The 19,483-nt window shown below is 41.7% G+C and carries 18 protein-coding genes; 9 read left to right on the forward strand and 9 right to left on the reverse strand.

Features of this window, described 5'->3' with window-relative positions; genetic code table 11:
• The first annotated feature begins 9 nt into the window (after window positions 1-9).
• Window positions 10-639 (forward strand): HPF/RaiA family ribosome-associated protein, encoded by a 630-nt coding sequence (locus NOS7524_RS11375; protein ID WP_015138632.1) that lies wholly within the window; start codon window positions 10-12, stop codon window positions 637-639.
• Window positions 640-643: 4 nt separating this feature from the next.
• Window positions 644-856: a hypothetical protein gene (locus NOS7524_RS11380; protein ID WP_015138633.1), complete on the forward strand. Its 213-nt coding sequence runs from the start codon at window positions 644-646 to the stop codon at window positions 854-856.
• 86 nt (window positions 857-942) lie between these two features.
• Here the strand turns inward: NOS7524_RS11380 and NOS7524_RS11385 are convergent, their stop codons facing one another.
• From NOS7524_RS11385 to rpe, 4 genes are all read right to left on the reverse strand, one after another.
• Window positions 943-2,208, reverse strand: coding sequence for an IS701 family transposase (locus NOS7524_RS11385; RefSeq protein ID WP_015116159.1), 1,266 nt, complete (start codon window positions 2,206-2,208; stop codon window positions 943-945).
• Between the two features lie 79 nt (window positions 2,209-2,287).
• Window positions 2,288-2,794 carry a hypothetical protein gene (locus NOS7524_RS11390; protein WP_015138634.1) on the reverse strand — a complete coding sequence of 169 codons (507 nt, stop codon included), beginning with the start codon at window positions 2,792-2,794 and terminating at the stop codon, window positions 2,288-2,290.
• Between the two features lie 270 nt (window positions 2,795-3,064).
• Window positions 3,065-3,268: a ChaB family protein gene (locus tag NOS7524_RS11395; RefSeq protein WP_015138635.1), complete on the reverse strand. Its 204-nt coding sequence runs from the start codon at window positions 3,266-3,268 to the stop codon at window positions 3,065-3,067.
• Window positions 3,269-3,714: 446 nt separating this feature from the next.
• Window positions 3,715-4,422: a ribulose-phosphate 3-epimerase gene (gene rpe / locus NOS7524_RS11400; RefSeq protein ID WP_015138636.1), complete on the reverse strand. Its 708-nt coding sequence runs from the start codon at window positions 4,420-4,422 to the stop codon at window positions 3,715-3,717.
• 205 nt (window positions 4,423-4,627) lie between these two features.
• Between rpe and NOS7524_RS11405 the strand changes: the two genes are divergently transcribed.
• From NOS7524_RS11405 to NOS7524_RS11415, 3 genes are all read left to right on the forward strand, one after another.
• On the forward strand, window positions 4,628-6,223 hold the full coding sequence (locus tag NOS7524_RS11405; RefSeq protein ID WP_015138637.1) for a S8 family serine peptidase: 1,596 nt from the start codon (window positions 4,628-4,630) through the stop codon (window positions 6,221-6,223).
• Between the two features lie 551 nt (window positions 6,224-6,774).
• Window positions 6,775-8,238, forward strand: coding sequence for an AAA family ATPase (locus NOS7524_RS11410; protein WP_015138638.1), 1,464 nt, complete (start codon window positions 6,775-6,777; stop codon window positions 8,236-8,238).
• 153 nt (window positions 8,239-8,391) lie between these two features.
• On the forward strand, window positions 8,392-8,718 hold the full coding sequence (locus NOS7524_RS11415) for a hypothetical protein (RefSeq protein WP_015138639.1): 327 nt from the start codon (window positions 8,392-8,394) through the stop codon (window positions 8,716-8,718).
• Between the two features lie 67 nt (window positions 8,719-8,785).
• Here NOS7524_RS11415 and NOS7524_RS11420 read toward each other — a convergent pair whose 3' ends face one another.
• Window positions 8,786-9,136 (reverse strand): four helix bundle protein, encoded by a 351-nt coding sequence (locus tag NOS7524_RS11420; protein ID WP_015137800.1) that lies wholly within the window; start codon window positions 9,134-9,136, stop codon window positions 8,786-8,788.
• A gap of 32 nt (window positions 9,137-9,168) precedes the next feature.
• The gene (locus tag NOS7524_RS11425) at window positions 9,169-10,875 is read right to left on the reverse strand and encodes an ISL3 family transposase (protein WP_015137799.1); all 1,707 of its coding nucleotides are present in this window, start codon (window positions 10,873-10,875) and stop codon (window positions 9,169-9,171) included.
• A gap of 168 nt (window positions 10,876-11,043) precedes the next feature.
• Here NOS7524_RS11425 and NOS7524_RS11430 point away from each other — a divergent pair, with 168 nt between their 5' ends.
• A complete protein-coding gene (locus NOS7524_RS11430) occupies window positions 11,044-11,304 on the forward strand; it encodes a PEP-CTERM sorting domain-containing protein (RefSeq protein WP_041555278.1) in 261 nt (86 codons plus the stop codon).
• 228 nt (window positions 11,305-11,532) lie between these two features.
• Here NOS7524_RS11430 and NOS7524_RS11435 read toward each other — a convergent pair whose 3' ends face one another.
• The 3 genes from NOS7524_RS11435 to NOS7524_RS11445 all read right to left on the reverse strand — a co-directional run bounded on the left by NOS7524_RS11435 (window position 11,533) and on the right by NOS7524_RS11445 (window position 14,564).
• The gene (locus tag NOS7524_RS11435; protein ID WP_015138640.1) at window positions 11,533-11,751 is read right to left on the reverse strand and encodes an addiction module protein; all 219 of its coding nucleotides are present in this window, start codon (window positions 11,749-11,751) and stop codon (window positions 11,533-11,535) included.
• Window positions 11,752-11,889: 138 nt separating this feature from the next.
• Entirely contained in the window at window positions 11,890-13,401 is a 1,512-nt protein-coding gene (ilvA, locus tag NOS7524_RS11440) for a threonine ammonia-lyase, biosynthetic (RefSeq protein WP_015138641.1), read from the reverse strand.
• Between the two features lie 143 nt (window positions 13,402-13,544).
• On the reverse strand, window positions 13,545-14,564 hold the full coding sequence (locus NOS7524_RS11445) for a DUF1350 family protein (RefSeq protein ID WP_015138642.1): 1,020 nt from the start codon (window positions 14,562-14,564) through the stop codon (window positions 13,545-13,547).
• Window positions 14,565-14,931: 367 nt separating this feature from the next.
• On the opposite strand from NOS7524_RS11445, the gene NOS7524_RS11450 reads away from it, so the two are divergent.
• From NOS7524_RS11450 to NOS7524_RS11460, 3 genes are all read left to right on the forward strand, one after another.
• Entirely contained in the window at window positions 14,932-16,845 is a 1,914-nt protein-coding gene (locus tag NOS7524_RS11450; protein WP_015138643.1) for a GTPase family protein, read from the forward strand.
• Between the two features lie 270 nt (window positions 16,846-17,115).
• A complete protein-coding gene (locus NOS7524_RS11455) occupies window positions 17,116-18,045 on the forward strand; it encodes an RnfABCDGE type electron transport complex subunit D (RefSeq protein WP_015138645.1) in 930 nt (309 codons plus the stop codon).
• Between the two features lie 27 nt (window positions 18,046-18,072).
• Window positions 18,073-19,452 carry a DUF2330 domain-containing protein gene (locus tag NOS7524_RS11460; RefSeq protein WP_015138646.1) on the forward strand — a complete coding sequence of 460 codons (1,380 nt, stop codon included), beginning with the start codon at window positions 18,073-18,075 and terminating at the stop codon, window positions 19,450-19,452.
• The last annotated feature ends 31 nt before the right edge of the window (window positions 19,453-19,483 follow it).

The following is a 19,483-nucleotide window of genomic DNA, read 5'->3' on the forward strand; positions in this document are numbered from 1 at the left end:
AACTTTCACATGAAAATACCACTAGAAATTACTTATCGCAATCTCGATAAAACAGATGCGATTGATAACCTTATTAAAGAAAAAGTTGCCAAGTTAGAACATATTTGCAGTTATATCAATAGCTGCCATATTGCTGTTGAAAAAATACACGATCGCCCGCGTAGTGGTTCGCCCTATCGTGTCAGAATTGATCTGACTGTACCACCTGGACATGAACTTGTAGCCGAAAGTAATCCTGATCACGGTGTGCAGTATGAACCACTGGATGCCGTCATCCGTGATGCTTTTGATGCAGCTCGTCAAAGGTTGATTAAACTGACTGAGCGTCAACAACAAAGCGATCGCGCCCAAGATCAAGAAGCTATTGGTGCCAATATCGGACTTGTCACCAAACTGTTCCGCGATCGAGGCTATGGCTTCATCAAAACCTTAGAAGGCAGAGAAATCTACTTCCACAGAAATAGCGTCTTACATCACGATTTTGACCGCTTAGAAATTGGTACTGGTGTACATTTCACTGTGGAGCAAGGTGAAGAAGGACCGCAAGCAACCACCGTCAAAATAGTTGATAAACCCGGTGCGCGTGCAGGTAAATCGGATCACATTGTTATTGAACCGCCCTTAGACTGGAGAGAATAAACCCGTGAACAGTCAACTACAACAAACCGCATCTCAATTGTTAGCAGCCATGTTGTCTAACCCTCATATATACCCCCAAGTCAGCGATGAGGGAGGCTGTGGCAACATGGAACAGAAATTGATTTTGATAGCCCTAGAAATGGCGGAAAAATTAAATCAGCAAATTGAAGAAGCTCATCCTCAAACTGAAAAAGAACTACAGCCAACAAATCAATAGGAAAATACATAATTTCTCACGAATATATATTTAGAGACGTTGCAGTGCAACGTCTCTAAAATCTGTTAACGGGACTTAGACAAAAATCAAGCCCAAATGTAACCCAAACTAGCTTTGTAAGCAGCAAACACGTCACGATTTAAGTTCAACCAATCAATAAATCGAAAAGACATGGCTGTTCTGAAAGCTTCTAAAGCTTCAGTAAAAGTATTTAAAGGTTTGTTTGCCCACCGTCGTCTTAATCCTCCAGTTAACTGATGCCAAAGAATAAAAGTATAGGCACAGAAAACCAAAATAAAATGGCGCAGTAAACTCCTTTTATCACGAACTTGATATTCTTTAAGTCCTAACCATCCTTTAGCTTCCCTGTAAAAAACTTCTACCCAATTCCTTTGAGAATATGTATCAACTATCCATTGTGGTGTAACAATTGATGAAGATATATTAGTGATGAAGTAGTCAATATCGGTGGCTGCTGAGAAAGTAGAAGCATTCATGACGATAGCAATATTTCGCTTTCCAGTTAAACTTGATATTTCCACTTCACAAGTTACTACCCATAATGTTTTGGGTTTATCCAAATCTGTTTGAATTTCTGTGAAAGCCTCTTTGGGTAAGCTCTGGGCTAATTCATCTAACCGAATTGTTTGTTGAATATTATCTGTTTGATTAACTGTTACTTTTCGATTTTTAGCTAATCCTCCTAAATATTTTAATTGCCGTTTTTCCAACTCTAATAAAAATGATGTATTGTTGCCATATCCAGCATCTACAATTACTATCCCAGGTTGATATTTTCTGTTTAGGGCTTGATCTATTAACTTGATTGCTAGTTCTGGTTTTTTCTCAAATAGAGGATCTTGTTTTCCTTGAGCTAAAGAATCAGCGTGTTGATATAACTCTATATCTAACGGTAAGCTTTTTCTGCCATCATATAAATGCGTTGTTACTACTACGATTCCATTATCTGTTTTGCCAATTTCTCCAATATACTGTCTCCCCACACCAGCAGTAAAATTACCACTTTTTCTATGACCAGAATCATCAATTATTAAGCTAAAACCTCTACTAATTCTCGTTTGACTGCACTTATTCATGATTTCCAATCGACGCTCATTCACCTGCCCACTAGACCAAGGTGCTTCGGTCAAAAAGTGATGTAATCGGTGGTAAGTTACACCTACAGCATTATCCGCCATTTGAAACAGGTTTTTTCTCTCACTTTCCCCCAGTAATCCCCCTATATAGTGTCTAAACTCTCTTTTTTGAGCTTTATGAGTAAACACATCATCAAATCTTTGACACCATCTTTCAAAGCACGGGGGCATCGCTGTGGGAGTGGTTTCTTTCATGAGCTTTTTCTAACGTGAAAGCTATGTTAGTTAAGCATTATACTCTTTTTGGGCTTAATTTTTGTTTAAGTCCCGTTAATTAAACATTTACGTAACCTTGAATATTTTCTGGTTCAAATTGACGCAATACACGAGTAGCTTCCCGAATTATTCCCTCATTCCCTTGAACGATAATTAAATATTTACCAGCATTCAGACGGTTACGGTAAGACAAAGCATCACCACTCCCAACAGTTAAACCAACTAATCTACCTACAACCCAAGCACCTAATGCACCAGATGCAGCTCCTAATAAACCGGCAATTAACTGATTACCAAATGCTGTCGCTTGCGGTAAAATCTCAATGCTTGTCAACACATTAAAAGCATAACCAGCAATAAATCCAAAAGGAATCAGCCAAGTTAAAAGCCGATTTACTTGTCTGCGGGCTGGTTTTTCAGGATTAATCAAACCAAATTCATCAGCACTTTTATAACCCTGTCCCAAAATATTAACTTGTGATTCTGATAATCCTTGTTGTTCTAAAGCAGAGTACGCTGCTTCTGCTGTCGTTTTTTCGGGTAATACTGCAACTAGATAATTCATACTAATTCTTAGTTTGTAATTTGTAAGGCGTAATTATTTATATAGTTATATGATGAGCAGATATGTAATTTGATCTGCATCCAGGCAATAATATATATCTGAAAAATAAATTGGGAATTTCTCAAACTTTTAGCTAATTTGTCTTAATATTTCAGACTATTATCTGTCGGTTTGATAATTCCCAAGATTTTAATTACTACTACTGCTAGTAAGCAGAATAACTGTTATGATTTTGATTTTCTTCTAACTAAAGAAGGAAATTACATACAGCTATTCTGGCTTTTTGTGCCAATTACCATCATCACCTTTTTCGTAGTCACGCTTAACAGCACTCCAAGCAACACGAAAGGCGCGTTCTTCTTCACTATATTCTTCTTCAGCACTGTTAAACGCTGCTCGAAAAATCTCTTGGGCGTGTTGGGGTAAATGTGATTTGACCGAATTTGGTAAGTCTTGAATCTGTTTGTAAGGCATTAATTCAACTCCTTTACTGGCTGGTAAAGAGAGTCATGCTGTTTTCCGTATCAAGTTAAGTTAGTGTACATAGTCAAGTAACATTTTAAAAAACAAAACTCACCCAAGATAGAAAAATTTCAAGTCTCTCTTAGACTAACTATGTAAAATTAATACTTAATATCCGCTTGAATTACTATATAGCCAGGAATTTAAACAAAAAAAGCATCTTTTTATTAAATTTTTCATTTTGTATTGCTAAAACCTTTTCATGCCAATTGTTTTAGCCCATTTTTATTATTAATTTATTATAATTAATCTGGGAGAGCCAATTTCAACAACTCAACTCACCCTATCTTCCATTTGATAATTTTTTGATAAAAACCAAAATCCCCACTCTCTATAGGGTGGGGATTTTCGCATAATTGGTGAAACAAATCTTAATAAAAGACTATTAAGTTACTGGTTTACACCTTCGCCAGTTCGGGCGCAGGGCATTTGCTGTTGCGAATATTGGTAATTGCTTCAGCGTAATCCTTAGCGTTAAATACAGCAGAACCAGCAACGATCGCATTTGCACCTGCTTCTAACACCTGCCAAGTATTATTAGCTTTGAGTCCGCCATCTACTTCAATCCAAGGATCTAAACCGCGTTCATCACACATCTGACGCAGCTTACGGATTTTAGGCAACACCCCAGGAATAAAGCTTTGACCACCAAAGCCGGGGTTAACGCTCATAATTAATACTAGGTCACACAGTTCTAGAACATATTCAATTAGTTCTAGAGGAGTACCAGGGTTAAGAACAACTCCCGCTTTTTTACCTAGTTCTTTAATTTGTCCCAGAGTACGGTGCAGGTGTGGAGAAGCATTATGCTCGCAATGTACAGAAATAATATCAGCACCTGCTTTAGCAAAGTCTTCTACATACTTTTCTGGTTCCACAATCATCAAGTGGACATCCAGAGGCTTAGTTGTAACCGGACGAATCGCCTCCACAACCAGAGGGCCTATCGTAATATTAGGTACAAAACGACCGTCCATTACATCAACATGAATCCAATCAGCCCCAGCCGCGTCTACAGCACGAATCTCGTCACCTAGACGGCTAAAGTCTGCTGATAGGATAGATGGAGCAATAACAATGGGTTTCTCAGATCGGTTTTGGGTCATGGCTAGTGGGTTTTTAAGCGTCCTCGTCTGTAAGCATTGTAACAAAATACTGTAACAAAATATTGAGAATTTTGGATATGGGGATTGGGGACTGGGGATTGGGGACTGAGAGAAGATGGGGGAGATGGAGGAGAAAAACTATTAGACTATTAGACTATTGCCTATTGCCTATTGCCTATTGCCTATTGCCTATTAACTATTAACTATGACTAAAAAACTAACTTGGATAATTTGGGGTTTAGGTGCTTCCTGTTTGAGTTTGCCGGTGTTGGCTTCGGCTGTAAAAACTTCTTTGGGAACTTATGGTATTGATGTTCTGAAGTTACATCAACCTCCTTATAATTTGCTCGGTCGGAAGATTGCTATCGGTCAGGTAGAAATCGGTCGTCCGGGGATGTTTGGTTGGGATAAGGCGGTGTCTAAAAATCGTGCTGTGTCTTTGGCGGCGGTTTTTTTACGCAATGGGCCTGCTAAGTCTAATAATGGTGTTGACTCCCATGCTTATAATGTGGCTGGCGTTATGGTCAGTAGGGATAAAGCTTTACCTGGGGTTGCACCACAAGCAAGATTATATTCTTCTGCGGTAGGTTCTACAAAAAATACGGGTCAACCAGAAGAATGTTTGTCAGCTCAACACATAGCTTTACAAAATAGTGGTGATGTTCGTGCCATTAACTTTAGTTTTGGTGAACCTCTCAACCGTGATCCCCGACCTGATGCTGTTTTAGATGGCAATGCTTTGTTAACCCTATGTGTTGATTGGTCTAGTCGGGTTCATAATGTTTTGTACGCGATCGCAGGCAATCAAGGTAAAGGTGGCATTCCTATTCCTACAGATAATTTTAATGGCATTAACGTGGCTTTTTCATCCCGACGGGAGGGGATTTTTAATAAAGTCGATGTTTCCAATCTGGCGGGTCTAAATCAAGGGGTAAGTGGTCGGTTGGCTGGCAAGGAATTCAATTTGGATGGGCGACGCGCTATAGGTATAGTTGCACCAGGTAGTAATATTTCTTTGCTCAATCCCGATGGCAAATTGAATAAAGTTACGGGTACAAGCTTTGCAGCGCCTCATGTCACAGCTACGGTGGCTTTACTCCAAGAATTTGGCGATCGCCAACTCCGCACCAAACAACCACGCTGGACTATTGATAGTCGCCGTCAGCAAGTGATGAAAGCTGTCTTACTCAATTCCGCCGAAAAAATCACAGATAGTGGTGATGGTTTACGCTTGGGAATGACTCGCACCCTAATTGATAAACAAAATCAAGACTGGCTAGCTTCTGATGCTTACCAAGACCCAAAAATTCCTTTGAATGCTCAAATGGGAACAGGTCATTTAAATGCTTTTCGTGCTTATCAACAGTTTAGTGCTGGTCAATGGCAGCCAGATGCGCCTGTGCCGGCAATTGCTTGGGATTATCGGCAAGTAGATGCAGGTAATGCTGTTGACTATGGGTTAGCAAAACCGTTAAAGCAGGGTAGTTTTGTCTCTATTACTTTGACTTGGAATCGTTTGGTGGAACTCAATGATGACAATAAAAACCAAATGTATGATGTAGGTGAGAAATTTAGCGATCGCGGTTTGAATAACTTAGACCTCTATCTTGTCAAAGCTGATGCTCAAAAACCCGATGCTGGGGTAATTTGTGCTTCCATTAGCGAAATCGATAGTGTAGAACACATTTTCTGCCCTGTTCCCGCTACTGGTAACTATAAAATTCGGGTGCAATTTCGTCAGAAAGTTAATGAAGCAAGTCAGCCCTATGGTTTAGCTTGGTGGACTGTTCCTGTTAAATGAATGGCTATTTATTGGTTGTTCATGGATGCTTTTTTGGCAATTTATGTAGGTTATTAACCTACATGATATTCTCATTTTTATCAGTTTTATGTAATCAATAACTCATATCATTTTTTGTTAGTTGTTTACAGAGGACTTCTATAGGAATCCGATTTGATTCGTGTATCCCTTACGGGAGGCGTAGCCAAATTATTTGTGTAGGGAGGGAACAGGGAACAGAAAAGAAGGAATTTAGAGGTGTACTTTTCATCCACCCCTAAACACGCCACTTGGCTCAAGTTGGGAACCCCGCCCACGCCAGTGGCTCTCCTATACCCTTACCGGAGACGCTCCGTCTCTGGCTCCGCACCCCTACACCCTACTCTCATCCTGCCTAGAAGCTAGAGGATCTGAAATTGTGTTTTCAAGAGCTGAAGATCATTACCTCTAATGGCTAAAATGCTTGTGACAGATAATTTGGCGGACTTTAGCAAGCAAATCAGCCTGTTAAGGCGTGTTTAGAATGAAATAGCTAGCAGCTGATTCTACACACAGAGCTACAGAGGAACGCAATGCTAATTTTTGAGGAACACTTTCAAGATAATCGCTGTAGCTGGGTAACACGGGATAGTTCAGAGTGCAGTCTTTACATGGAAGTGGGTCACTATGTATTTGACCACAAACGTCCAGGTGATGCTTATTGGCTATCGTGGAACTCGGCCGAATTCTTTTATGACAGAACTGATTTTCATATTCATATAGTTTTAGAAAAAGCTGCTGGTGTAGATGATCATGGGTACGGTTTTGTCTGGGGACTGTTAGATGATCGCAATTTCTTTGAGTTTGTGATTTCTGGTAATGCTTGTTATCGCATTGCTGAAGCTAGAAATGGTAGTTTTGTCAATTACACAGATTGGAAACGCTGCGATCACATTCAACGTGGTAATGCTGTTAACTTACTAGAGATTTGCCGTGTAGGTAACTGGGTAGAATTTTACATCAACAGTACCCTTGTAGATAAGTTCCCCGCCGAAAAGTTAATGGATGTCCCAGGCAGAAATTTTGGTTTCATCATCCATGACACCATCAAAATGAAAGTTCATAGCCTCATGGTAAGTGCGCCAGATACGGAAAAGGACTTCAGTGAGGGCAATTCGGAGCTTTATGACTCCAGATGTGAAACCAAAGCTTCCTTCATTGAGCATGAGCCACCTGATGATGATACCTTAGAGCAAGTGTTTGCAGACTTACAGGCGTTAATTGGGCATGAACGCACCAAGCACCAACTTTTTTCTTTAGCTAACTTCCTCAAAGTCCAAACCGCACGTCAACAAAGAGGACTCAAAACCGTAGAAACATCACTACACCTGATGCTGTACGGGCCACCAGGAACCGGGAAGACAACAATAGCCCGCTTAGTTGGGCGTTTATATAAACAATTGGGATGGCTTGAGCGTGGACACGTTGTGGAAACTGATCGCGCAGGTATTGTCAGTGGATATATTGGACAAACGGCATTACGAGTAGAAAATGCTGTTCAGCAAGCCCTTGATGGTGTATTGTTCATCGACGAAGCCCACGCTTTAGTTCCCGAAGATAGTCCCAATGACTATGGTAAAGAAGCATTGCAGATATTAATTAAACGCATGGAAGATAACCGCGATCGCTTGGCGGTAGTGATCGCCGGGTACACGGAGGAAATGGATCGTTTACTCGAATCCAACCCTGGTTTTAAATCCCGTCTCCATCGTTTATTTTATCTGGATCATTACACTCCCCATGAGTTGTTATTAATTTTTAAGAAATTCTGTCACGACAATGGCTACACCCTTGATTCATCAGCCCATATCATCTTACAAGCCACCTTTGAACTTGCTTACGCCAACCGCGACAAAAGTTTTGGTAATGGACGTTTTGCCCGCGCCTTATTTGAACGCAGCATTGAAAAACAAGCCAACCGCATCGTCCATGATATCCACACGCTAAACGATTCTCAGTTAATACTGATTACTGCTGAAGATTTATCTGGAAATTAGGAATTTCAGATAAATGAATTTAGGGGCTTGTACCATCAAGAAATTATTGCTCAAAAAATATCTGAGATTTAGGGTATCAATTTAGGAACCATCACTTTCCGAAAAGATACCAGGCAAGGTTGTATTTTTACATCAGCATACTGTAGAGAAAATATGATGTTGAAGCCAATCAAAAAACTATCTCATTTAATTGCTGGAGCAACCCTAATTGCTGTGGGAACTATTGGTATTACACAACAATCTGAAGCTGCTTCTGTAACTTGGAATTTAAACAACTTCATATTTACAGATGGAGCCAAAGCAACAGGCTCTTTTGTTTGGGATTCTGATGTTAATTCTGTTTTAGACTTTAATTTTTTCATTACAGATGGGACAAATGATGACTTTTCCGCCATTAACTATTCTCGAATTAATGGTGACTCGGCAACAATATTCAGTGATGATGAGGACATTTTATCGGTTCTTGGCAACTTTTGGTGATCTTAGCCGGGGGAAGGCAGAGGGCAGAGGGCAGAAGGCAGAAGTCGGAAGAGTAGAAGTAATAATTTCAACCCTTGAGTTTGTTTAAAGTAGCAACTAATATACTTTGCATTTCCTCAACTTCATTTAATACGGGAGTGAAAAGGTCTTTATCAGCTAAATCTACTTCTTTGGCAATGATTAATTGCGTATCAAGTTCTCTCAAAGAACCTAGCGCAATATGTAAAAACTGGATATATTCTGGTTTGGAACGCCTACCATAGCCTTCAGCTATATTAGACGCTACAGATACGGATGAACGGCGTATTTGACTAGTTAAACCGTACAATTCTGACTGAGGAAATAGGCGGGTAAATTTATAACAATTGATAGCAAGTTGAACTGCCCTTTGCCAGATAAACTGATTTCTATAACTCATATAATCAAGTGTAAATTGTCAAAATTTTCTTTTCAAATAGCCAACAGAAATCGTCGTTCTAGTAAGTCTATCTTGGCGCGACCATACATCTGCCGTTTTAACATTTTCAGTCGATTAATATGCCCTTCAACTGGGCCATTACTAACTGACATAGTTACACCTGCTTTCACAGCATCGTAGTCAGACTCTAAACTAACAGCAAAGGAGCGCAACAAAGAAACCAAGCTGTTTTTAGCTTTGTTTAACCAAGCATCGAGCTGCTCAGGCAGGCGTTGACGCACAAGAGATGCAAACTGTTGTGCTAGTTCAATAGCTGACTTCAAATCCGAATGGGCTTTTTGTAGTTGAGCGATGACTTCACGCTCATTAGGCTGTATTAATTCTGGTCGTCGCAAGACTAAAGCTGTGACGCGACTGGGGGTGAGAGGACGATGGGCGCAAGAGCTAACCCTGGGGGAAGCGTTTTTTCTTGAACCTTTTGCTGGCTCAAATCCGGGCAAGGTCTTGAGATAACGAGTGAAGCGAGCGACCGTGGCATAACTACCGGTATAGCCGCAGGTGCGAATTTCTTCAAACAGTTCTTGGGTGTTGTGGTTCCCGCTATTCCAGCGACTGAGGAGGTAATCATGATAAGGGTTGAGAAGACTCAGACCGTGGTCGCTACGTTCACGACGTTCGGTAAAAGTTGAGCTACGCAAGTAATTGAATACGGTAGTTTTAGAAACTCCCAGCTCTTGAGCGATTGCTAGCCCTGATAAGCCAATAGACCGCAGTCTCCAAACTTGCTCATGGATTTCTCTGCGTCTATCCCGTGCTTTGGCGGATTGAACTTTTCTTTTTAAAGATGTGTTTTGGGGAAACCTTGGCACAACTGGACTCTTATTAGTCTCAGCAATCATGGAAAGGTTGTTTGCTGTTTCCACCTCTAAATGCACTTTAGTATCAGTATTAAAGACTTGTTTTTCCACTTCTTTTAGTGTTTTGGCGTGATTACCAAAGACTTGATAAAGCGTTTGAGATAAGTTCTGCAATAGATGAAAGCGGTCTGCAACTTGAATGGCTTCTGGCGCACCTTGGCGAATACCACTTTCATAAGTTTTTGACCGATCTCGTGAGACGACTTTGACACCAGGGTGAGCTTTTAACCATTCTGCCAAAGTTTCAGCCTTTGCATCTTTGAGTAGAGCAATTGGTCGTCTGCGTTCGAGATCAATTAGTGCTGTGCCGTAAGTTTTACATTTACGAAAACAAAAGTCGTCTACCCCAAGAGTATGTGGCGTTACGATGGGTGGTAGTGGAATTGAGCGGACTAAATTTAATAGCGTGTTGCGAGAAACTTTTATCCCCAAGTCCTGTGAGAGTCTTACCCCTGCTGCACCACCATTAGCTAAACCAATCGCACTCAGTCTTTGAGCTAAACGTAGAGTTCTTCTCGCCCAAGGTGCGGTAACATTGGTCAGCCTTTCTGCAAAAATGCGCCGTTTACACAATTTATTAAGGCAAAAAAACTTCCGCACCCTTAACTGTAAAGTAATGCTGTAATCAGCCCAGGGTAAATCTGCTAACTTTCGCTCATAGCGACTATGAATTTTATGAGTTGGTTGGTTACAAACTGGACAATTAACTACTCTATTGATAGCAGAAACAATCAACTTTATCTGAGTTTTTATCTCGTCAAGAATGCAATTTTCAAGTTTCAGGTTTGCTGAATCTGGTAATAGATAACTTAGCACTGACATAACCAAGCTGAGGCTTATCCCTCAAATGTTTGATGGAGTGAAGTTTGACGTATCTCAATTATATCTTTCTAACTTCTGCCTTCTGCCTTCTGCCCTCTGCCTTCCCCCAACCAAGATCACCAAAAGTTGCCAAGAACCATTTTATCATTCAGTTCTCCAAGAAATGCCTTGAGTAGTAGACCGAGAGAGTTCCGTATTAGTATTGCCTCTTTTGACCTGTTAGATATTCCATCTGCCTCACTCGGTTTAGTTGACAGTCCCTACGCTCGCAACGGTTTTACGGAGTGTTACAATTGCGCCCCATTTAATGCCGGTCTCCCTGGAGCTTTCTTATCTTCTATTCCTGTTTCTGTTCCTGAGCCTGCCAGTATTGCCGGATTGGCATTGATCGGAATTGCCATTACAACTACACGTCGCAAACTACAGTAATACTACAATGGTGAATATTAAGTAGGGTGTGTTACGGCTATGCAAGGATTTCGGAACGTAAGAGAGTGAGAATTAGCCGTAACGCACCAACCACCGATCGCTCTGATATTTCCTAGCTACAATACCTGATGTTAAATTTCAAGATTTCTTTGTTTCCAGTAATTTGGTTTGCGCTTACCATGAGCTATTGCTATAATCCAAATCACTTCTTCAAGCTCCGTATAAACTTCACGAATACTTTTCTCGTAACTCTTCAAAAACTTGATATATTGGCTCTCCAATAACTGTGTTGCAATTAATATCTTCCAACCTTTTACTTAATTCCGTATCCCAAACAGTTTCTAAATCATCATCTAGAGAATGAATTAAAAAGTAAGCAATTTCAGCACGTTCTTTTGCAGAAAGCTGAGAAAGTTCAAGTTTAAGTTTTTCGGCAGTTTCACTCATATTTTGGAGTCTTCCCAACAATTCTAATTATAAGCTCAACTATCCGAGCATCACTGATTTAGGAAACTCTCAAAAATACATTATTCCGCTTCAAGTCATTGAGTGGTAAACAATAGTAATAGTGTTCCACCAACTTCCTCAACCCAAAAACAGTTTATACGCCGGATTTTGGCTTTCATCCCAATACTGGTAGCCAAGGGTATCTAGAAACCCTTGCCATTCCTCCATTTCCTGGGGTGGTACTTGCATTCCTACCACAATGCGTCCATAATCTGCGCCGTTGTTGCGGTAGTGGAACATACTAATATTCCAGTTGGGACTCATGGAAGCTACAAACTTCATTAATGCACCGGGGCGTTCGGGAAACTCAAAACGGTAGAGTAATTCATTATGTGCCAGGGGAGAATGTCCGCCAACCATGTGCCGTAGATGCAGTTTTGTCAGTTCATCATCGGTTAAGTCGATAGTTTGAAAACCACAATTTTCAAAGGTTTCTACCATCTTGGCTCTCTCAGCACGGTTTTGAATTTGCATCCCGACAAAAATATGGGCGATTTTCTCGTCAGCGATGCGGTAGTTAAACTCTGTCAGGTTGCGTCTGCCAATACATTCACAAAATTTATGCAGACTGCCTGGTGTTTCGGGAATAGTGACTGCAAAGATGGCTTCGCGGCGTTCTCCAAATTCGGCTCGTTCAGCAACAAAGCGCAAACGATCAAAATTCATATTTGCACCGCAGGCGACGGCTATTAAGGTTTGTCCTTGGATTTGCTCCCGTTCTACGTAAGCTTTAGCGCCGGCGATCGCCAATGCTCCGGCAGGTTCTAAAATTGAACGGGTATCCTCAAACACATCTTTAATCGCGGCACAGGTGTCATCTGTATCCACCAAAATAATGTCGTCTACATATTCTTGACACAACCGAAAGGTTTCTTCCCCAACTTCCCGCACAGCGACACCATCAGCAAATAAACCCACCTGCGACAACCTTACCCGTTTGCCTGCTTTTAATGATTGGTGCATGGCATCAGCATCTACTGGTTCTACACCAATAATTTTGATTTCGGGGCGGATGCGTTTGACATAAGCCGCAATCCCAGCAATTAAGCCACCGCCACCAATAGCTACAAATATGGCATGGATGGGTTGCTGATATTGGCGTAAAATTTCCATGCCAATAGTTCCCTGCCCTGCAATCACATGAGGATCATCAAAAGGGTGAATGAAGCTTAAACCCTTTTCTGCTTCTAGTTGTCGGGCGTAGGTATAGGCATCATCATAGGTATCTCCATGCAAAACTACCTCGCCGCCTCGTGCTTTGACTGCATCCACCTTGACTTGAGGCGTAGTTACAGGCATGACGATAATGGCTCTAGTTCCTAACCGCTTTGCACCCAAAGCCACACCTTGAGCATGGTTGCCAGCCGATGCGGCAATTACACCTTGTGCCAGTAAATCTGGTGCTAGGTTGGCCATCTTGTTGTAAGCACCGCGCAGTTTGAAGGAAAATACAGACTGCATATCTTCGCGCTTCAACAAGAGTTGATTATTCAGTCTGGCAGAAAGATTAGGGGCATATTCCAGAGGGGATTCCTGGGCAACATCATACACACGAGCAGTCAGAATTTGTACCAGGTAGTCGCAAAGCATGGGGTAGAACAAATGAGCAATTGCTGGATAAACCCTAATTTTACGTTAATTGTGTCCCCATACTGTCGTGTTTATGAGCGATCGCTGACAGATAATCATCTTCTTGTAGAGACGCGATTCATTGCGTCTCCCACAGTATGCGTTTAAATCTTGCGTTTTTTGTCTAAACCCTGGAGCAATTTACCTACGTACAATTCAAATTCGCTGGTGCGTCTTTGTTTAGATTGAATAATCTGCCAGCTATCGGGGAAATTAATCACAAAATTACCGATTTGAACACCCAAAGGTTTTAAATGTCCTCCGGCTAAGGTTTCCTGAAAATCTACCGGTGGTTTGTGGAATTTATTAATAAACCAATTAACAGTTTCTTTGGCAATTTTATCAGAATTAAACTGCACTAATCCTAATAAATTAAATAGATCCGTAGCTTTGATTAATTCGTAAGTTTCGTCAGGGCTAGGTTTAACACCCCATCCTAATTTATCAATAAAGTTGGCTAAAATTGGGGGAATTGCGCTATCAGTTCCGCTATTTACGGGAGCTAACAGTATAGAAGGCTGACCTTTGATGAACGGGCTGGAAAATATATTAGCTTGTTTTTTACCAAGATAATAACTAATTAATTGGGTAGCTTTCTTATCTTCTGCCTCAAGTTCATGAATTAGGTTTTTAATGTCTGAAACAATGCGCTGAATTTTAGCCTCGTTTTTGGCTTTGTCTGATGTATTGCTGGTTGCTAATACCATCTGCCGAATCCTTGCTTCTAATTGTTCAGGCTTTTCGGCTAAGTCGGTAAAACCTTCTAAAAGAGCAATATATTTACAACCTATACTATGCCCCATCCAAAAGAAATTTTTATCGTTGAGATAGATGTGATAGTCATAGTTGGCTAACTTCGCCATTCTGACAAGTTCTGGTGTGATTTCGTATTGTTCTTTGATGAGAAATCCCGCTTCTACATAATGGTTAAAAGTAAAATTGAATGGTAAAAGGATAATAGTATATCCACTGTTAAATAAATATTGCAACAAATAACGGTAGAAAAACATGGGGCCAAAAGTACCAAAGAAAGCCCCACCAATAAATTGAATTACCCCTTTGGGTTGGGGATGTAAAGCTACCCAACTATGAGAAACAGGTTGAAATCTCAGTTTTTGATTCATAATTTTCTATGCCTAAAAATTTTTCTCATTTGCTTTGTCAATTCCCTGATGTTTCCAGCTATGTTTCTCGATGATCACAAGTAGCGATCGCCTATGGGCTGAATAACTTCACAGAACTGTGATTAGAACAAATACTGATACAGCACCTAAGCTGACAGTTCCAGAAATGTACTTATAGTAGGTGACAGGTGACAGACTTGAAAGCCTTTGAGTGTAACGGTTTTATGATTGCTTGATGCCCTAATCTATAAGGCAACTGCTATTTTTGCTGAAAAATAGAAAGTGGGGAGTAGGGAACAATGCCCAATGACTGCTACTAAAGCGAAAATAGCAATATCAGCAGTCTAGCTAAAGCAGGTATGCAACAATGGTGCGTTTAAATCTGTGGCAGTGGGTAGTTTTGGCAACACCAATCGCCGCCATAATCATTTTCTTAGTGGTAGCGGCTGGAATGCAGATCCATGAGTGGGGAATCAATTGGATCTGGGGTGTGTTCACTCTGGTATTTTTAGGTTGGCGTTGGTTGTTGGTGCGGTGGACTCAACCTGTAATTACACAAGTAGAAGCTGCATTAGCCGAAGTCAGAGTAGAACTAGAAACTCAAATTGAGAATCCTACCACACCAGTCAGTGGTGATATGACAAAGCAAGCAGAAGCCGCATTGCAAGAAATTCTCACCGTGGCTCAAAGCGATCGCCCCATTTGGGAAGACTGGCAAACTTTTTGGCAACGCTGTCAAGAGTTAGTAGTGGCGATCGCCCATATCTACCATCCAGAGGTGCAGTATCCTTTACTTAATATCTACGTTCCCCAAGCTTACGGACTAATTCGGGGTACGGTGGATGATTTAGATCAGTGGATGCAAAAGTTATCACCCGCTCTTAATCAGGTAACGGTAGGGCAAGCTTACCAAGCCTACGAAGTCTACCGCAAGTTAGAACCATCTGTACGGAAGGCTTGGCGGGCGTGGAGTTGGGCGCAGTGGCTATTAAATCCTGTGGCGGCAGTAGCTAACCGTGCTACTCAAGGGTACTCCAATCAAGCTAATCAGCAATTATTGGGGAATTTGGGGCAATTACTGCGAGAAGCGGCGTTGCGGAATTTGTGTAGACAGGCGATCGCTCTCTACAGTGGTGCAACCATCCCTGTGGAAACGCCCACAGTTTCTACACCAACCTTACCTAAAACTAAAACCCAAACTCTGCAAAACATTCTCGCTCAAGCTGAACCAGTAGAAAAGGTTGAGCAAAAACCAATCAGTATTCTTTTGGTGGGGAGAACGGGAGCCGGGAAAAGCAGCTTGATTAATACTTTATTTCAGGGCGACTTAGCAGCAGTTGATGTTTTACCCAGCACCAACCAAATTCAAAATTATCATTGGCAAACCCAAGACGGTGAAACCCTGCATCTGTGGGATACACCAGGATACGAACAAGTCAAACGGGAGGATTTGCGCCAACTGGTGTTAGATTACGCCACTAACGCCGATTTGTTGCTGTTAGTTACTCCTGTGCTTGATCCCGCCCTGCAAATGGATGTAGATTTTCTGCAAGCCATCAAAGCCACCATTGCAGATATCCCAGCGATCGCTGTCGTCACCCAAGTAGATCGACTGCGCCCGATTCGAGAATGGCAACCGCCTTATGATTGGCAATGGGGCGAAAAACCAAAGGAAATCGCCATTCGGGAAGCTACAGCCTATCGTGGGGAATTGTTGGGTGATTTTTGTAATTTAGTCTTACCTGTCGTCACCAGCGAACTCTCAACAGGTAGAATTGCCTGGGGAGTTGATGCTTTATCCTTGGGATTAATGGAGGCGATCGCACCTGCCAAACAACTCCGCCTAGCCCGCTTTTTGCGTAACCAGGAAGCCCGTACTGTGGCGGCTGCCAAAATTATCGATCATTACACCTTCCAAATGGCAACCACCCAAGGATTAACAGCACTGCTCAAAAGTCCTGTGCTTCAGTTCATTGCTACATTATCAACTGGCTCTCCGACTTTGGCATACATACTAGCCGAGCAAATCCCCGTAGAACAGTTACCGATTGTCATAGGTAAACTCCAGATGGCTTATGATTTATTCTCGCTGTTGCGTACAGAAGACTCTAATCCACTCAAATTTGACTTATTATCTCTGTGGCCACTACTTGTAGAAAACCCTACCACACCCGATCGCAATGCTTGGGCATTTGGCCACGCCCTTGTAGAATACTGGACACAGAATTTAACTATAGAACAACTCCGGCAACGCTTTGACTACTATTTGCAACAGATATGAATAAATATCCAAAGTGGCTTTACTGACATCAATGCCTACCCACTGAGCAGTATTTTCCATATTTCACCCTCACAGATAACCTGAATCTTGGTAGATTTTTACAAGGGTGTGTCAGTGCGGGAAATCCTAGCTATACCAAGAAATTATTCATACTTACGCACCCCAATACTCATCATTAGTTGTAACAAATTCTGTAACAGCAACATTGTTTCAGGTTCCACTCGTTTAAATTGATGAAAAATCTACAGGGAATCCCTGAATAAAGAGTTAATGCTGCTCAAAGATATACGGGATTATCAAATTCTTTTTCTTAGCTTGTTCCTGATTTTAGGAATTGGAACAAGGGATTGGACACTGCGACCAGAATTAATTGCAGTAGCGATCACCACCTGTTTGGCTACTCAGTGCATCTTGTCATTAGTGAAAGCCAGAGGCAGCAGGGGAGCAGAGGCAGCAGAGGTGAAAATTTCAATGCCCAATGCCCATTCCCCAATGCCCAATCCCCTGAATATCCGCAGTGCTTTAATTACGGCGTTAGGACTTAGCCTACTATTACGGGCTGATCATTGGACAACGATGGCTTTAGCCGCAGCTAGTGCGATCGCTAGTAAATTTTTCTTGCAAGTCAACAATAAACATTTCTTCAATCCAGCGAACTTTGGCATTATTTCTGCCTTGGTGTTCACCTCTGATGCTTGGGTTTCTCCAGGACAGTGGGGTGAAGAATGGTGGTATGGGCTGTTATTTGCTGGTGCTGGGGGCATGATTTTGCAACGCATTGGCCGATGGGACACGACAGCCGCCTTTTTGGGTGCTTACTCATTACTAGAGGCTATGCGTAATCTCTGGTTGGGTTGGACTTGGGACGTTTATTGGCATCGGTTAATGAGTGGTTCTTTGTTGCTATTTGCCCTGTTTATGGTGACAGATCCTCGCTCAATTCCCAATGCACGACTTGGACGCATAGTGTGGGCAGTCTGTATTGCCATCTTTACCTTTATTCTGCGGAATTACTTCTTTATTCCCACCGCAGTTTTTTGGGCATTGTTTATATTTGCACCGTTAACTATCCTGTTTGATTTTCTCTATGCAGCACCCCAATTTTCGTGGGTGAAAGTTAGGAAAAATCAGCCAGATGAGCAATTAGAAACAGACAGTAACAATACCAACAACTCACCACTCACTACCCACTACTCATAACTCAGCACTTTAAACACGAGGTATAAAATGCAGCGTTTTCGATTTATTCTTCCATTGTTTTTGTTATTAATATTTGTATTGTGCTTTGCACCGACAGCTTGGGCATTTTGTGGATTTTATGTTGCCAAAGCTGATGCCAAGCTATATAACAAAGCTTCTCAAGTGGTGATTGCCAGGGATAGCGATCGCACCGTCTTGACTATGGCGAATGACTACCAAGGCGAAGTCAAAGATTTTGCAATGGTTGTCCCTGTTCCTACAGTGATCAAAAAAGAGCAAGTGCGCGTCGCTGAACCCAAAATGATCGAACGTTTGGATGCTTTTAGCGCACCGCGTTTAGTAGAGTATTTTGATGAAGATCCTTGCGCCCCAGTCGCCCGAAGAAGATCTGCATTTTTAGCTGTACCCTCAGCCGCAGTTAATGAAGCAGAAAGTACCAGACGCGATCGCAGTTTGGGTGTGACAGTCGAAGCACGGTTTAATGTAGGTGAATACGATATTGTCGTATTGAGTGCCAAAGAATCCGGTGGCTTAGAAACTTGGCTCAATCGCAATGGTTACAAAATTCCTAGAGGTGCAAAACAGTTACTCAAGCCATACATTCGTTCCTCAATGAAGTTTTTTGTCGCCAAAGTTAATCTAGATGAATTTGAAAAATCTGGTTATCAGTTTCTTCGTCCTCTACAAATTTCCTACCAATCACCCAAGTTCATGTTACCGATTCGCTTAGGGATGATTAACTCCACCTCTGAGCAAGATTTAATTGTCTACGTCCTCTCACCCAAAGGACAAGCTGAAATCACCAACTACAGGACTGTCAAAGTTCCTTCTAATGTCAACATTCCTGTATTTGTCAAAGAAGAATTTGGCGACTTTTATAAATCCACATTTCAAACCGCTTACACCAAAGAAGGTAAAAAAGTCGCCTTCTTAGAATATGCCTGGGATATGAGTAACTGTGATCCTTGTGCAGCTGATCCCTTAACATCAGAAGAATTGAAACAAGCCGGTGTATTTTGGCTAGATGGCGACTCCCCAAGCAACGCACCCATACCCCCAAACTTTCGTCGTTCCTTTCCAGTCAGTAACGTCTTCATTACTCGCTTGCACGTCCGCTACACCCGCGACAAATTCCCCGAAGACTTGATGTTTCAAGACACCTCTAACCGTGAATCCTTCCAAGGACGATACGTTTTGCAACATCCCTTTACAGGAGAAGTTAAATGTCAAGCAGGTAAAGAATATAAGCGTTCCTTACCAAGACGCTTTGAACAAGAAGCCCAAACCCTAGCCAAACTCACCAACTGGAACATCCAAGACATCCGGCGCAAAATGCGATTGACTATAGGTAATCTCACCAGTTCTTGGTGGGAAACGTTATTTTCCTGGCTGGGGATAAGGATGTAGTGGGAAGGTGAAGCAGGGAGATGAGGGGGAT

Source organism: Nostoc sp. PCC 7524, from assembly GCF_000316645.1.
GTDB lineage: Bacteria > Cyanobacteriota > Cyanobacteriia > Cyanobacteriales > Nostocaceae > Trichormus.

What these genes read in the sequence shown, in the direction of transcription:
- NOS7524_RS11435 (WP_015138640.1), bottom strand. Translation starts at nt 11,751, where the DNA reads ATGAGTGAAACTGCCGAAAAACTTAAACTTGAACTTTCTCAGCTTTCT.
- NOS7524_RS11390 (WP_015138634.1), bottom strand. Translation starts at nt 2,794, where the DNA reads ATGAATTATCTAGTTGCAGTATTACCCGAAAAAACGACAGCAGAAGCA.
- NOS7524_RS11385 (WP_015116159.1), bottom strand. Translation starts at nt 2,208, where the DNA reads ATGAAAGAAACCACTCCCACAGCGATGCCCCCGTGCTTTGAAAGATGG.
- NOS7524_RS11420 (WP_015137800.1), bottom strand. Translation starts at nt 9,136, where the DNA reads ATGAGTTATAGAAATCAGTTTATCTGGCAAAGGGCAGTTCAACTTGCT.
- NOS7524_RS11395 (WP_015138635.1), bottom strand. Translation starts at nt 3,268, where the DNA reads ATGCCTTACAAACAGATTCAAGACTTACCAAATTCGGTCAAATCACAT.
- NOS7524_RS11375 (WP_015138632.1), top strand. Translation starts at nt 10, where the DNA reads ATGAAAATACCACTAGAAATTACTTATCGCAATCTCGATAAAACAGAT.
- NOS7524_RS11410 (WP_015138638.1), top strand. Translation starts at nt 6,775, where the DNA reads ATGCTAATTTTTGAGGAACACTTTCAAGATAATCGCTGTAGCTGGGTA.
- NOS7524_RS11425 (WP_015137799.1), bottom strand. Translation starts at nt 10,875, where the DNA reads ATGTCAGTGCTAAGTTATCTATTACCAGATTCAGCAAACCTGAAACTT.
- NOS7524_RS11405 (WP_015138637.1), top strand. Translation starts at nt 4,628, where the DNA reads ATGACTAAAAAACTAACTTGGATAATTTGGGGTTTAGGTGCTTCCTGT.
- NOS7524_RS11450 (WP_015138643.1), top strand. Translation starts at nt 14,932, where the DNA reads ATGGTGCGTTTAAATCTGTGGCAGTGGGTAGTTTTGGCAACACCAATC.
- NOS7524_RS11415 (WP_015138639.1), top strand. Translation starts at nt 8,392, where the DNA reads ATGATGTTGAAGCCAATCAAAAAACTATCTCATTTAATTGCTGGAGCA.
- rpe (WP_015138636.1), bottom strand. Translation starts at nt 4,422, where the DNA reads ATGACCCAAAACCGATCTGAGAAACCCATTGTTATTGCTCCATCTATC.
- ilvA (WP_015138641.1), bottom strand. Translation starts at nt 13,401, where the DNA reads ATGCTTTGCGACTACCTGGTACAAATTCTGACTGCTCGTGTGTATGAT.
- NOS7524_RS11460 (WP_015138646.1), top strand. Translation starts at nt 18,073, where the DNA reads ATGCAGCGTTTTCGATTTATTCTTCCATTGTTTTTGTTATTAATATTT.
- NOS7524_RS11445 (WP_015138642.1), bottom strand. Translation starts at nt 14,564, where the DNA reads ATGAATCAAAAACTGAGATTTCAACCTGTTTCTCATAGTTGGGTAGCT.
- NOS7524_RS11455 (WP_015138645.1), top strand. Translation starts at nt 17,116, where the DNA reads ATGCTGCTCAAAGATATACGGGATTATCAAATTCTTTTTCTTAGCTTG.